10 protein-coding genes and 1 tRNA gene are annotated in these 13936 nt (G+C 59.6%); 8 read left to right on the forward strand and 3 right to left on the reverse strand.

Features of this window, described 5'->3' with window-relative positions:
* Nucleotides 1-40: 40 nt before the first annotated feature.
* Nucleotides 41-1147 (reverse strand): LacI family DNA-binding transcriptional regulator, encoded by a 1107-nt coding sequence (locus tag CKA38_RS09665; protein ID WP_108825287.1) that lies wholly within the window; start codon nt 1145-1147, stop codon nt 41-43.
* A 370-nt stretch (nt 1148-1517) separates the two neighbouring features.
* Nucleotides 1518-1594, reverse strand: a tRNA-Pro gene (locus CKA38_RS09670).
* A gap of 242 nt (nt 1595-1836) precedes the next feature.
* Here CKA38_RS09670 and nusA point away from each other — a divergent pair.
* The 8 genes from nusA (at nt 1837) to groL (ending at nt 12935) form a co-directional block, all read left to right on the forward strand.
* Entirely contained in the window at nt 1837-2754 is a 918-nt protein-coding gene (gene nusA, locus CKA38_RS09675; RefSeq protein WP_236918989.1) for a transcription termination factor NusA, read from the forward strand.
* Between the two features lie 408 nt (nt 2755-3162).
* The gene (infB, locus tag CKA38_RS09680; RefSeq protein WP_108825288.1) at nt 3163-5736 is read left to right on the forward strand and encodes a translation initiation factor IF-2; all 2574 of its coding nucleotides are present in this window, start codon (nt 3163-3165) and stop codon (nt 5734-5736) included.
* Nucleotides 5737-5832: 96 nt separating this feature from the next.
* On the forward strand, nt 5833-6189 hold the full coding sequence (gene rbfA / locus CKA38_RS09685; RefSeq protein ID WP_108825289.1) for a 30S ribosome-binding factor RbfA: 357 nt from the start codon (nt 5833-5835) through the stop codon (nt 6187-6189).
* Nucleotides 6190-6305: 116 nt separating this feature from the next.
* Nucleotides 6306-7334, forward strand: coding sequence for a DHH family phosphoesterase (locus CKA38_RS09690; protein ID WP_108825290.1), 1029 nt, complete (start codon nt 6306-6308; stop codon nt 7332-7334).
* 117 nt (nt 7335-7451) lie between these two features.
* The gene (truB, locus tag CKA38_RS09695; RefSeq protein WP_108825291.1) at nt 7452-8177 is read left to right on the forward strand and encodes a tRNA pseudouridine(55) synthase TruB; all 726 of its coding nucleotides are present in this window, start codon (nt 7452-7454) and stop codon (nt 8175-8177) included.
* A gap of 482 nt (nt 8178-8659) precedes the next feature.
* Nucleotides 8660-10609 carry a molecular chaperone DnaK gene (gene dnaK / locus CKA38_RS09700; protein ID WP_108825292.1) on the forward strand — a complete coding sequence of 650 codons (1950 nt, stop codon included), beginning with the start codon at nt 8660-8662 and terminating at the stop codon, nt 10607-10609.
* A gap of 160 nt (nt 10610-10769) precedes the next feature.
* Nucleotides 10770-11066, forward strand: a complete 297-nt coding sequence (locus CKA38_RS09705) for a co-chaperone GroES (protein WP_108825293.1) — start codon at nt 10770-10772, stop codon at nt 11064-11066.
* A 243-nt stretch (nt 11067-11309) separates the two neighbouring features.
* Nucleotides 11310-12935 carry a chaperonin GroEL gene (gene groL / locus CKA38_RS09710; RefSeq protein WP_108825294.1) on the forward strand — a complete coding sequence of 542 codons (1626 nt, stop codon included), beginning with the start codon at nt 11310-11312 and terminating at the stop codon, nt 12933-12935.
* Between the two features lie 274 nt (nt 12936-13209).
* Here groL and CKA38_RS09715 read toward each other — a convergent pair whose 3' ends face one another.
* Nucleotides 13210-13935, reverse strand: coding sequence for an SOS response-associated peptidase (locus CKA38_RS09715; protein WP_108825295.1), 726 nt, complete (start codon nt 13933-13935; stop codon nt 13210-13212).
* Nucleotide 13936: the final 1 nt, after the last annotated feature.

The raw sequence follows: 13936 nt of genomic DNA on the forward strand, positions 1-13936 counted from the left end.
CCGATTTTGGTCAACATTTGACCTTAACCGCCGCAACCGGTTACTGCAGAAAGCCGAGGAACTCGGGATGCTTGCTCTTTTTCGAAGTGTGCGGGGATTTTTTCCTGCGCGCCGGGCGGGCGTTTGGCGATATAAGCGTGTAGCCCTCGCGCTGGTGGCTGTCCGCCATCACGACCTTTGGATCGTCCGGCTCGCCGGTGAGGTTCAGGTTGAGCTGGCTGATCACAAGTTGAAACGCCTCCTCGCCGACCAACGGATAACGATGATCCACCCCGGCCGCGTCGGTGGGCGGCTCGGAGCGGTCTATGCTCGCAAAGCACACATCCTCGGGGATGCGAACGCCGATCTCGCGCAGCAGATGATACACGCTCGCCGCGCTGATGATGACATCGGGATCGTATTTTTTCACCCATGCGCGAAGGTGTTCGTGCGAGATTTGCGGCTTGGGCAAAATGGGAATGCGATCGCCCGGCGGGATCTTTGATTGGTAATAGAGAAATGACGAAGTGAAGAGCTTGTGGCCGATGCCGCCTTCGTTGTAAGTCATGACAAGCCCCAGCCGGCGATGCCCGAGATTGGTGGCTGTCTCGAGGAGTTCGTCCATCATCTGGAGATAGTCGGGACACGCCCGATGCATGCGCGGCGAAAGAATGCTATAGCCGGCGGTGGCGGCGGAAAAACCCGTGAGGTCGAAATCGATTTTCGCGACACCGCTGGCAAAAGGCGCAAAAATAACACCGCGTATGCCGCGCGCGACAAGGATGGAGCGAAGCCGCCGGGCGTTCATGCCAAGCTCGACCAGATAAAACACATCGACGCCAAACCCGACATTTTTTGCGATATTTCGCACGCCCTCAAGCATGCCAAGGATGGGAGGGTAGTGCTGCACCTGCTCGCGCGTGAGCTCGGGGATTACGAATGCGATGTTGGACGGCGCGCGATCAGCGCGGGCGACACGCAAATGCACCATTAATTCCGAAATGCGCGGATCGGTGCGATAGCCCATTTCCTTGACGAGCTTGAGAATCGCGTCACGCCGCTCGTCGGATATTTTCGGACTGTTGCGAAGGGCGAGCGAAACGGTCGAAACAGAAACGCCGGCAACCTCGGCGATCTCTCTCATGCTGACTGTGGTGGAGGGGGGCATGATGGTTAAGATAAAAGGCGCGAACCTGCCGTAGTCAACTATTGACTTGGCCGTGCCATCACGGGAGCGATTGTATTACTACCCCGTATATTCCACATAGTAATATGTTGTTGCGAAATAAATTAGACTGCAGGTGATTGCGCGGCCCAGATGCCGATTGAATCAAGGAACGCGCGGCTGCATCGCACGGCAAGCATGAGGCTTGTGGACGCAAGCAGCTACAAATATTTGCGGAGTTTGGGGATTTTGGCGCCTTCTTGGTTCTCATTCGGGGCGGCCTTGGTTGCCATTGAAGCCTGTGTTTGGTCGTGAATCACCCTCAATCAACAAGAAAGCCCTCTCCGATGAGGAGAAGGCTTTTCTGGTAAAATGGTCGGGCCGGAGAGATTCGAACTCTCGACCTCTTGCACCCCATGCAAGCGCGCTACCAGGCTACGCTACGGCCCGAACAAAAGGAGACGCAGCAAGGCTGACACCGCGCAAACTTGCAAGCGGTTTTTTCTTAAAAATATTCGTCCCCGTTTAATCGCAGCTTCGCGCCCGGCTCACTTTCCGCGCAGGGCTTGACAAGACTTTCACGCAATAGTTAATTTCGCACGCATATATAAACGTTCACTTTGCGAAAACCAAAGGTGGGCCTCTTGGCCTGCTTTTTTTTTCCTCACACACCAACACCTTACAACATCACTATGAGCAACGAAATCCTCGCCGTCCTCGAATACATGGAAAAAGAAAAGGCCATTCCGCGCGCCGACATGATTGCCGCCATAGTGAACGCAATCAAAACCGCCGCGCAAAAGGGCGTTAACGCGGGCCAGGAGCTCAAGATCGAAATCGATCCCAAATCCGGCAAGCTCAAGGCGTGGGCGCTGCTCAAGGTCGTTGACTCCGTGAGCAATCCTAAGACCGAGATTCATATCGAAAAAGCCCAGGCGCTCCAATCCAGCGTGCAACTCGGCGATATCATCGAGCGCGAAGTCGATCCCGCCATGCTCGGCCGCATCGCCGCGCAAACCGCGCGCCAGACCGTCATGCAAAAGCTCCGCCAGTTCGAGAAGGATCGCATTTACGACGACTTCAAGGACATGGTCGGAAACATCGTCACCGGCACCGTCCGCCGCAGGGAGCGAGGGGACATCGTTGTCGATCTTGGCAAGGCCGAGGCGCTTCTCACCAGCAAGGAACAGGTTCCCGGCGAGGAATACCAGGCCGGCGATCGCGTGCGCTGCATCTTGCTCGAAATCGAATCCACGCCGCGCGGCCCCGAGATCATTCTCAGCCGCGCCAGCTCGAAATTTGTCCGACGACTCTTCGAGCTCGAGGTCACTGAAATCGCCGACGGCACCGTGAAAATCGAATCCTTCGCGCGCGAACCCGGTTACCGCACAAAAATTTCCGTCTCCACGACCGACCCGAAAGTCGATCCCGTCGGCGCGTGCGTCGGCGCCCGCGGCGCCCGCGTGAAGACCATCGTTCGCGAGCTCAACGGCGAGAAAATCGACATCATTCCGCACCACGACGATCCGCAGCAATTCATCATCGAGGCCCTCAAGCCCGCGGTTCCGCGCGACATGGTCTTCGACGAAAAAATCACCGCGTCTCCCTGAAGGTTGACTCGGAAAACCTCGCCATCGCCATCGGACGCAAGGGCCAGAACGCGCGCCTCACCTCGCGCCTTGTCGGCTGGAAACTCGATATCGAGGAATACAAGGCCGCCTCGGCCGACCCGCGCGAGGACGCCATCCAGTCGCTCATCAAGGGGCTCGGTCTCGACCGCGCGATTGCGGAGCGCCTCGTCAACATCGGCATGAACTCGCCCGCCGTCCTTGAGGACGTCGAGCTCGACGACCTCACCGAAGCCGGCTTCACTGCCGACGAGGCCGAGGGCATTCTTTCGAAGCTGCGGAAATAAAACCTCCGCGCTTCCCGCTCACCACCCATCGCACGGCGCCCCGCGCCACTCGCCACCTGACACCACACGATTAAGATTCACAGCGCAGCAAACACTTACCTGAATGAGTATCCGCATCCACGAACTCGCTAAAAAAATCGGCATGAACAACAAGGAATTGTTGGCCATGCTGAAAGAGCGCAAATTTGACGTTAAAAGCGTCTCCAGCACCATCGACAACATCAGCGCCGAGGCAATTGTGGAGGAGTTCGCGGAAAAAAACAAAACGGCCGAGGCCGCCGCGCAACCACCGCCACCCGCGCCGGAACCGGAGGCCGCGCCCGCGCCTGTTCAGATTCCCACGGTAAAATCCGCCGCCGATGTCGCGCGTGAAAAAGAGGAGGCCGCCCGCGCTAAAAAAGCCGCCGAGGATGCCGCCAGAGCCGCATCGTCACCGAGCCCCGCCGCTCCCGTCGAAAAGCCCGCCGCGCCCCGCAAGGCCGCCCCGGCTGTTCCGCCGCCGCCCCCCGTTGTTTCCGCGCCGAAGCCGCCGCCCGCAATTCCCGCGCCCAAGCCGGCTTCGCCGCGCCCCGCAAGCATTCCCGCCGTCCGCTCCGCGCCCGCGGTTCCACCTTCGCCTCCGCAAACTCCCGGAGTGCGTCCCGCGCCCTCGGCCGCGCCCGCGCAATCCGCTCCGCGCCCGGCTTCGCCGCCGCCCGCGGCACCAGTCTCCCGTCCTGTTTCCGCGCCCCCGCCGCCAGCGCCGCGCCCCGTTTCCGCGCCGCCCCCGCCGCCGATTGCAAGCGCGCCGAAACCGACGCCCGCAATTCCCGGCACCACGCCGCCGATTGCCCCGGCGTCCGCAACTCCGGATCAGCCATCCGAGGCCGGTGACGGCGAGCTGAAAATAATCAGCCTCAAGCCGCCCGTGATCGTGCGCGATTTTGCGCCCGCGCTCGGACTCAAGCCTTTCAAGCTCATCTCCGAGCTCATGGGCATGGGCGTGTTCGCCTCCATGAACCAGGCGATCGACGAGGGCGTTGCCATCAAGGTTGCCGAAAAACACGGCTACCTCCTTGAGGTCAAACACCGCGGTGACGCCGCCTCGCAGCAAGCAGCCAAGGCCGAGGAGAAAAAAGCCCGCGCCAAGAAAGCCGCCGCCGAGGACGACCCGAAAAACCTCGCCCCGCGTCCGCCCGTTGTCTGCATCCTCGGCCACGTTGACCACGGCAAAACCTCGCTTCTCGACAGCATCCGCAAGGCCCATGTCGCCTCGGGCGAAGCCGGCGGCATCACGCAGCACATCGGCGCCTACCAGATCGAATACAACGGCCGCAAAATCACATTCCTCGACACTCCCGGCCACGCCGCATTCAACAAAATGCGCGCGCGCGGAGCCGACGCCACCGACATCGCCATTCTCGTCATCGCCGCCGACGACGGATTCAAGCCGCAAACCGAGGAGGCTCTCGCCCACGCGCAAAACGCCAAGGTGCCGATCATCGTTGCCGTCAATAAAATGGACGTCAAGGGCGCCAACCTCGACCAGGTCAAGGCGCAGATGCAGCAGCACGGAATCGCCCCCGAAGACTGGGGCGGCGAGACAATCACCGTTCCTGTTTCCGCAATCAAGGGCACCGGCATATCCGACCTCATGGAGATGATCCTTCTCCAGTCCGACGTCCTCGAGCTCAAGGCCAACCCGAAGGCCGATCCCAGCGGTGTCATCATCGAATCCCAAATCGACGTTGGTCGCGGTCCGCTCGCCACCGTCATCGTGCAACGCGGCACGCTCAAGGTCGGCGACTCCATCGTTTGCGGCCAGCAATGGGCCAAAATCCGCGCCATGTATGACGACCGCGGCAACGCAATCAAGGAGGCTCCTCCCTCGACGCCCGCGCGCGTCATCGGCTGGTCCGGCGCGCCCGACAGCGGCGCCACATTCAAGGCAGTCAAGAACGCCCGCGAGGCCGAGCGCCTTGCCGAGGATGCGCAGCACGCCGCCAAGCTCGCCGCCACCTCCCAAGCCGCCGCGCCCAAGGAAACTTCCATCGACGCGCTCTTCGCCAACATCGCCGCCTCGCAACAAAAGACGCTCAAGATCATCATCAAGGCGGATGTTTACGGCTCCACCGAGGCGGTTCGCAGTGTTCTCGAAAACATCAAGTCCAGCAAAGTCGCGCTCGAAATCGTTTCGACCGACGTCGGCCTTATTTCCAAGAACGACGTGCTCATGGCCAGCACCGGCTCCGCCACGATCATCGGCTTCAACACCAAGCTCGAAAACGGCGTCACTCCGCTCGCCAAGCACCACAAGGTTCGCATCGAAACATTCGGCATCATCTACGAACTCGCGGACCGCGTGCGCGAAATGATGGCCGACCTCCTCGAACCCGATCTCAAGGAAGTCAAACTCGGCGCCGCCGAAGTGCGTGCCACCTTCCCGCTCGCGAAGGGCTTTGTCGCCGGCTGTCTTGTCACCGAGGGCAAGATCACTCGCAACGCGCAGTCCCGCCTCCGCCGCGGCAACAAGATCGCCTACGAGGGCAAAATCGAAATGCTCAAACGCTTCAAGGACGACGCCAACGAAGTGCGCGCCGGCCTCGAATGCGGCATCAAGCTCGGCGACTACAACGCCTACGAAATCGGCGACGTCATCGAGTGCTTCGAGATTCAAAAAGTCAGGGCATCGCTCTGACTTTGAAAGCCTGAAAACTTGAAAGTCTGAAGACTGAAAACGGCGCGAACGAATTTGATTCTTCAGCCTTCAGGCCTTCAGACATTTCCTTCACACATGTCCAACCGAACACTCCGCGTCAACGAACTCATCCAGCGCGAACTCAGCGACATTCTTCGCAAGCGATATCAGAGCGAGGCGGTGACGATCACCATCAGCGCCGTTTCGACCGCGCCCGACTTGCGCGACTGCCGCGTGCATGTCTCCGTGGTGGGCGATCCCGATTTCGCCGGGCAAAAACTCCGCTGGCTGCGCAAAAAGGAAAGGGACCTTCGCCAGGAACTCGGACGCCGCATCATCCTCAAATACATGCCCAAGTTCACCTTCGCACTCGACACCTCCACCGCGCGCGGCAACCGCATCCTCGGCATTCTCGACGAGCTGGAGGAAAAGGCTGAAAAACCGAAAGACTGAAGGGTAGAGGTCGGAGCGCCGGAATTTTGAAACTCCCAACTTAAACTTTCATCGGCGCGGCAGCGTTATTCCGACTTCAGGCTACTGTATTCTGACTCCTGACTTCTTTTTTCCTTATGTATTTCCCGCAACTCACACCACTTTTCAAAGCCCTTCTCGACTCCGTATCCGGCCAGCCCGTCGCCGTGATCGGTCACGCCCGTCCCGACGGCGATTGCATCGGTTCGCAAATCGCGCTGGCCCGCGTTCTCCAATCACTCGGACACAAAACAATCTGCGTCAACGGCGACCCCGTTCCCCGTCGCATCCAGTATCTCGTTGCCCCTGAAACTCCTTTTTTCCTTCCCGACGAAATGCCCGGAACCACCGAGCCGCAGTCCGGCTCGTCTGATAATTCCACACTCACATCCATCTTCGTCGATTGCGCTGACCACGACCGCGGCGGCGCCAAGGTTCGAAACCGCTTTCCCTCACCCGCGGGTTGCATCGACCATCACCTTTCCAACGCCGATTTCGCCGCGCACAACATCGTCGATCCCGCCGCCGCCGCCACTTGCGAAATGCTCGCGGGCATGTTTCTCGACCTCGGCCTTCCCATCGACGAAATCACCGCCAGGGCTCTCTACGCCGGCATCAACACCGACACCGGCCAATTCCGTTTCGGCAGCACCACGCCCCGCACCTTCAAGCTCGCCGCCGAGCTCGTCGCGCGCGGAGCCAGCCCCGCCGAGGCCGGTTACGAAATCTACGAGCGCGAAAGCTGGGGCAAACTCAAGCTCCTCGACGCATTCCTCCGCTCGCTCACCCGCGAGTGCGACAATCGCGCCTGCATCGGCATTCTCCCCGACGGCATATTCGACCTCACCGGCACCACGCCCGAGGACACCGAGGGGCTGGTCGATTACGCGCGTTGCATCGACGGCGTCGAAATCGGCGTGCTCATCGAGGAGCGCCCCGGCGCGATCAAGGCCAGCCTTCGCGCCAAAAATCCCGCCATGCGCGTTGACCGCATCGCCGCCATTTTCGGCGGGGGAGGGCACGCTTGCGCCGCCGGCCTCAACATGAAAAAAGCCCCGTCGCTCGCCGAATTTCGCGCCCAACTCGTCACCGCCATCGCCGCGCAACTCGACGCGGTAAAAAATTAAGAACCAAGATTTTCAAAATTAAAAAACAAACCCTCAGGCATCGCACATGCACTCGAACTCGTTTCACACGCGGCGCGGCAGCATCCGCTTCTTAATTCTTAATTCTTAATTTTCATCATGTTGGTTCCACCCAAAGAACTCGAGGGCGTCCTCCTCATCGACAAACCCACCGACCACACATCGCACGACGTGATCGCGCGCCTCCGCGGCATCCTGAAAATGAAACGCATTGGCCACGCCGGCACGCTCGACCCGATGGCCACGGGCATTCTTATCGTGCTCGTTGGCAAGGCCACGCGCGCCTCGCAATACCTCATGAGCGTGGACAAGGAATACACCGGCACGATCTCCCTCGGCAAGGTCACCAACACGCAGGACGCCGAGGGCGAGATGCTTGAGACGCGCCCGGTGCCGCCCTTTACGCAGGAGCAAATCCTTGCCGCCATGAAAACCTTCATCGGCGACCAATACCAGACGCCGCCCATGTTTTCCGCCATCAAGATCGACGGCGTCCCGCTCTACAAAGCCGCGCGCAAAGGCGAGGAAATCGAGCGCGAGCCGCGCTTTATTCGCGTATCCAAATTTGAACTACATCGTTGGGAAACGCCCGAGATCGACTTCACTCTCCGTTGCAGCAAGGGCACGTATGTGCGCACCATCGCGCACGACCTCGGCCAGAAACTTGAATGCGGCGCGCACCTCTCGCGCCTCCGCCGCACCGGCACTGGCAAGTTCACCGACGCCCAATGCGTGACCCTCGAGCACCTGCAAAAACTCCCGCGTCCCGAAATCGAAAAACTTCTCATCCCCGTCCACGAAGCCGTCCCCAGCGTGGCATTGTGAGGGGCATGACATTGAATTGACCGGATCGAGTCGAGTGGCGCGGGCAGCCAACTTGTGGGTTTCAGCGAATGTTCGGTTTACCTTGCCGTATTGTGGTAGGGCGTTCCGGGCAAAGCGACAGTTTGACTACCGTCTCGGTGAGTCTCGGCCATCCTCACTTCGAAAAACCTTCCCGGCCCTAGCGTTTGGGCGATGTGGAAACGTCGGTAATAACCAAATGGCAAAATGCCAAAGCCCAGAATTTTAATATCTGAAAATCCCGCAGTTTTGATTTTGCCTCGCCTGTGTCACTGCTTGGCGCGCGTCAAAATCAACTGCGTCAACGTTGTGTCAACCTGTCTCATTTTTTAATTTTTTCGGTGTTTTTCTCCGCTAATTTTAGCCTCATTGTCTCATTTATAAATTTTCTACTCATTGGTTTTCAGCGATTAAAGTAAATCGTTATTTTTGACGGCACGCGCATTGCTTAATGATTCCACATTATGAGCCGCATTTTAGGAATAGACCTTGGAACGACCAACTCCTGCATGTCCGTCATGGAAGGCGGGGAAGCCGTCGTCATCCCCAACGCCGAAGGCGCGCGCACCACGCCGTCCGTCGTCGCGTTCACAAAAACCGGCGAACGTCTCGTCGGTCAGGCCGCGAAACGTCAGGCCGTCACCAATCCGCAAAACACCATCTTCTCGGCCAAGCGCCTTATCGGGCGCAAATACGCCGAAATCCAAAAGGAGGCCGCCAGCTTCCCCTTCAAAATCGTCGAGGGCAAAAACGGCGACGCCTACATCGAGGCCAAGGTCGGCGACAAAACCGAGACCTTCGCGCCGCAACAAATCTCCTCGTTCGTCCTCGCCAAGATGAAGGCCGACGCCGAGGCCTACCTCGGTGACAAAATCACGCAAGCCGTCATCACCGTCCCCGCCTACTTCAACGACGCCCAGCGCCAGGCCACCAAGGACGCCGGCAAAATCGCCGGCCTCGAAGTCCTCCGCATCATCAACGAGCCCACCGCCGCCTCGCTCGCCTACGGCCTCGACAAAAAGAAGGACGAAAAAATCGCCGTCTTCGATCTCGGCGGCGGCACCTTTGACGTTTCCGTCCTCGAAATCGGCGACGGCGTTTTCGAAGTGAAGGCCACCAACGGCGACACACACCTCGGCGGCGACAACTGGGACGAAGCCCTCATCACCTGGCTCGTTGACGATTTTAAAAAGGACAACGGCATCGACCTCCGCAAGGACCCAATGGCTCTCCAGCGCCTCAAGGAAGAGGCCGAGAAAGCCAAGATCGCCCTCTCCTCCACGCAGTCCGTTGACATCAACCTGCCCTTCATCACCGCCGACGCCACGGGTCCGAAACACCTCAACGTCACGCTCACCCGCGCCAAGATGGAGCAAATCTGCGACACCCTCTTCCAGCGCTGCACGCCGCCCTTCCAGAACTGCATGAAGGACTCCGGCCTCGCCGCCAGCAACATCGACGAACTCGTGCTCGTCGGCGGCATGACCCGCATGCCCAAGGTCGTTGAAATCGCCAAGCAACTCGCCGGCAAACAACCGCACCAAGGCGTCAACCCCGACGAAGTCGTCGCCATCGGCGCCGCGATTCAGGGCGGCGTCCTCAAGGGCGACGTGAAGGACGTGCTCCTCCTCGACGTCACGCCGCTCACGCTCGGCATCGAAACCGCCGGCGGCGTCTCCACGCCCATGATCACGCGCAACACCACCATCCCGTCAAAGAAGACCCAAACCTTCTCGACCTACTCCGACAACCAGCCCGGAGTCGAAATCGTGGTCCTCCAGGGCGAGCGCCCCATGGCGCGCGACAACAAACAAATCGGCACCTTCAAGCTCGACGGCATCCCGCCCGCGCCCCGCGGCACGCCGCAAATCGAAGTCACCTTCGACATCGACGCCAACGGCATCCTCCACGTTTCCGCCAAGGATCTCGGCACCGGCAAGGAGCAAAAAATTACCATCCAAAACTCCTCCGGCCTCTCCAAGGATGAAGTCGAAAAGATGACCAAGGAGGCCGAGCTCCACGCCGAGGAAGACAAGAAGCGCAAGGAAGCCGTCGAAACCAAAAACCAGCTCGACAGCACCATCTACCAACTCGAAAAAGCCATGAAGGACGCCGGCGACAAACTTCCCGCCGACGTGAAAGGCAAAGTCGAGCCCGCCCTCGCCGACGCGAAAAAAGCATTGGAGAGCGACAACGCCGACCAAATGAAGTCCGCCTTGGAAAACCTTCAAAAGATCGGCGCCGAATTCTATCAACAGGCGCAGGCCGCCCAGCAAGCTGCCGGAGCCGCGGGCGCAGCCGACGCCGGCGCGCAACCCCCGCCCGCCGGTGAGCCGAAAAAAGACGAGCCCAAAAAAGCCGACGTAGTCGACGCCGACTTCGAAGTCGTCGATGACGACAAGAAGAAGGAATAAACCAATTAACTAACCACGGAGAACACTGAGTCCGCGGAGAAAACAGAACGCATGTTTTTCATCTCTGTGCTCTCAGTGTCCTCCGTGTTTAATTGAGTTTTTTTAAAAAATTTCCCCTCAACCAACAATCCTCAACCCAAACCAAAAACCAAAACACACTATGGCCAAAATCAAAATCAAGCCTGTCGGTGATCGCGTCCTCGTGAAGCACATCGAAGAAAAAGAACAAGTCCGCGGCGGCATCATCATTCCCGATTCCGCCAAGGAAAAACCGCAGGAGGCCGAAGTCATCGCGCTCGGCTCCGGCAAGAAAGACGACAGCGGCAAAGTCGTTCCCTTCGAAGTGAAGGTCGGCGACAAGGTCCTCATCAGCAAATACGGCGGAACCGAGGTCAAAATCGACGACGAGAAATACACCCTCGTCCGCGAAGACGACATCCTCGGCATCTTCGCCTAATCCACCACTCACCAAATCTGAATATAAGAATTTCAACCGCGGATAAACACAGATGAGCACAGATCAAAACAGCCGCAAAAAAGCACAAGATGCGCAAAAAGGAACAATTCCGTTCTTTGCGACTTCTGTGCCCCTTTGCGGCAATCCTGTTTGAATCTGCGTCAATCCGCGTCCATCTGCGGTTAAAATCCGAATCAGAACCCGCCTTAAACTTAATCTTAAAACTTAAACTTATTTAATCACATGGCAGCCAAACAACTCCTCTTCGACGAAGCCGCACGCCAGAAAATGCTCAAGGGCGTCGAGCTTCTCTCCAAAGCCGTCAAGGCCACGCTCGGTCCCAAGGGCCGCAACGTCGTCATCGACAAAAAATTCGGCTCTCCCACCGTCACCAAGGACGGCGTGAGCGTCGCCAAGGAAATCGAGCTCCCCGATCCCTATGAAAACATGGGCGCGCAAATGGTGAAGGAAGTCGCCTCCAAGACCTCCGACGCCGCGGGCGACGGCACCACCACCGCCACCGTCCTCGCCGAGGCCATCTACAAGGAAGGCCTCAAGCACGTCACCGCCGGCGCCAACCCGATCTTCCTCAAGCGCGGCATCGACAAGGCCGTCACCGCCGCCGTCGCCGAGCTCAAGAAACAATCCAAGAAAGTCAGCGACACCGAGGAAGTGCGTCAGGTCGCCACTGTCTCCGCCAACTGGGACACCGAGATTGGCCAGATCATCGCCGACGCCATGAACAAGGTCGGCAAGGACGGCACCATCACCGTCGAGGAGGCCAAGTCCATCGAAACCACCCTCGATGTCGTCGAAGGCATGCAGTTCGACAAAGGCTACATCTCGCCCTACTTCGCCACCAACAACGACACGCTCGAAGCAGTCCTCGAGGACGCCTACGTGCTCATCCACGAGAAGAAGATTTCCAACCTCCAGGAATTTCTTCCCCTCCTCCAGACCGTCGCCAAGACCGGCAAGCAATTCCTCATCATCGCCGAGGAAGTCGAAGGCGAAGCCCTCGCCGCGCTCGTCGTGAACAAAATCCGCGGCACCATCAACGTGTGCGCCGTCAAGGCCCCCGGCTTCGGCGACCGCCGCAAAGCCATGCTCGAGGACATCGCCATCCTCACCGGCGGCAAGTGCATCACCGAGGACCTCGGCCTCAAACTCGAGAACCTCACCATCGCCGACCTCGGCAAAGCCAAGCGCATCGTCGTTGACAAGGAAAACACCACCATCGTCCAAGGCGCCGGCAAGTCGTCCGACATCCAGGGCCGCGTGAAACAAATCCGCCGCCAGATCGACGAAACCACCAGCGACTACGACCGCGAGAAACTCCAGGAGCGCCTCGCCAAGCTCGCCGGCGGCGTCGCCGTCATCAATGTCGGCGCGGCCACCGAAGTCGAGATGAAGGAAAAGAAAGCCCGCGTCGAGGACGCCCTCCACGCCACGCGCGCCGCGGTTGAGGAAGGCATCGTCGCCGGCGGCGGCGTCGCCCTCCTGCGCACCGCCAAGGCAATCGACGCCCTCGAACTCGACGGCGACGAAAAGATCGGCTCGCAAATCGTGCGCCGCGCCATCGCGCACCCCCTCAAGCAACTCTGCGCCAACGCCGGCATCGACGGCGGCGTGGTTGTGAAGGAAGTGCTCGGCTCGAAAGGCGCGATCGGCTACAACGTGGCGACAGACAAGTTCGAGGACCTCGTGAAAGCCGGTGTTGTTGACCCGACGATGGTCACCCGCACGGCGCTGCAGAACGCGGCCTCGATCGCCGGCCTGCTCCTCACCACCGAGTGCATGATCACGGACATTCCTGAAAAGGAAAAAGCCGCTCCCGCCATGCCCCCTGGCGGCGGAATGGACTACTAATTGATTCCCGCAGGGGCGCCGCCTGGCGTGCGCCCTCGCGAGACAAAAACTCTCAAGGCGCGCCGCACTCCGGCGCGCTTTTTTTTACCCTTGGGCATACGCTTCCCGCCCCATTTTCCATTGCGCGCCGGTTTAATTCACACCATGAAAAGTGGAAAACCCTCCCCATGAAAATCCCCTCGCACAGCATTTTACCGCTTTTGCTTGTCGCACTCCTAGCCCTTGGCGCATGCAATTGCTCCAAGCGCTGAACGCGCGCCGCGGCCTGCCTCCCTCAAAACAACATTCCCTGCCGCCCGTCGGGCTCGTCATCAGCCGCGGGCGGGGCGACGCACTCCGGGCCTGCGTTGCGCGTGTTGTTTACATGGCTTGAAACGCGCCTCGCGCGCATCAACGCATCCTCGAAAGGCAGCAATAATAACGTGCTCATGCCGTCTCGCGCATCGCCGTCGAGCCACCTGGTTGCGTCTTCGGGCGGCACGATCATTGGCATGCGGTGATGGATCGGGCGCATCACGTTGTTTGGCTCCGTCGTGATGATTGCGCACGCCCCGTTCGCGTCGCGGTCGGGCGAGCTGTCCCAGATGCCCGCCAGAAAAAACGGACGTTCATCCCTCAACTGAAAAAGCCACGGAAAACGCGCCCGCCCGGCCTTTTCCCATTCATAAAAACCACTCGCGGGAATCAGGCAACGGCGCGACATCAGCGCATCGCGAAACCCCGCTTTCGAGAGCAGCGACTCCGCGCGCACATTCACAATCGGCGGCGTGCTCGTCCGCTGCACCCCGGCGCCATGCCATCGCAATCCCCAGTGCAGCGACACGCATTCGCGCTCGCGTTTCACGCGCCCCGGTTTTGCCCGGACCACTTTTATTTTCGACGACGGCGCGATGTTGTAGTTGTCGCCTGGATACGCGGTGTCGCCCTCCTCGTCGGGAATGCCCGCCGCCGCGAGAAGATCCCGCGCATGGTCTCCCAAAAGCATGTAACGGCAGCACATT

It is taken from the genome of Ereboglobus luteus (assembly GCF_003096195.1).
Lineage (GTDB): Bacteria > Verrucomicrobiota > Verrucomicrobiia > Opitutales > Opitutaceae > Ereboglobus > Ereboglobus luteus.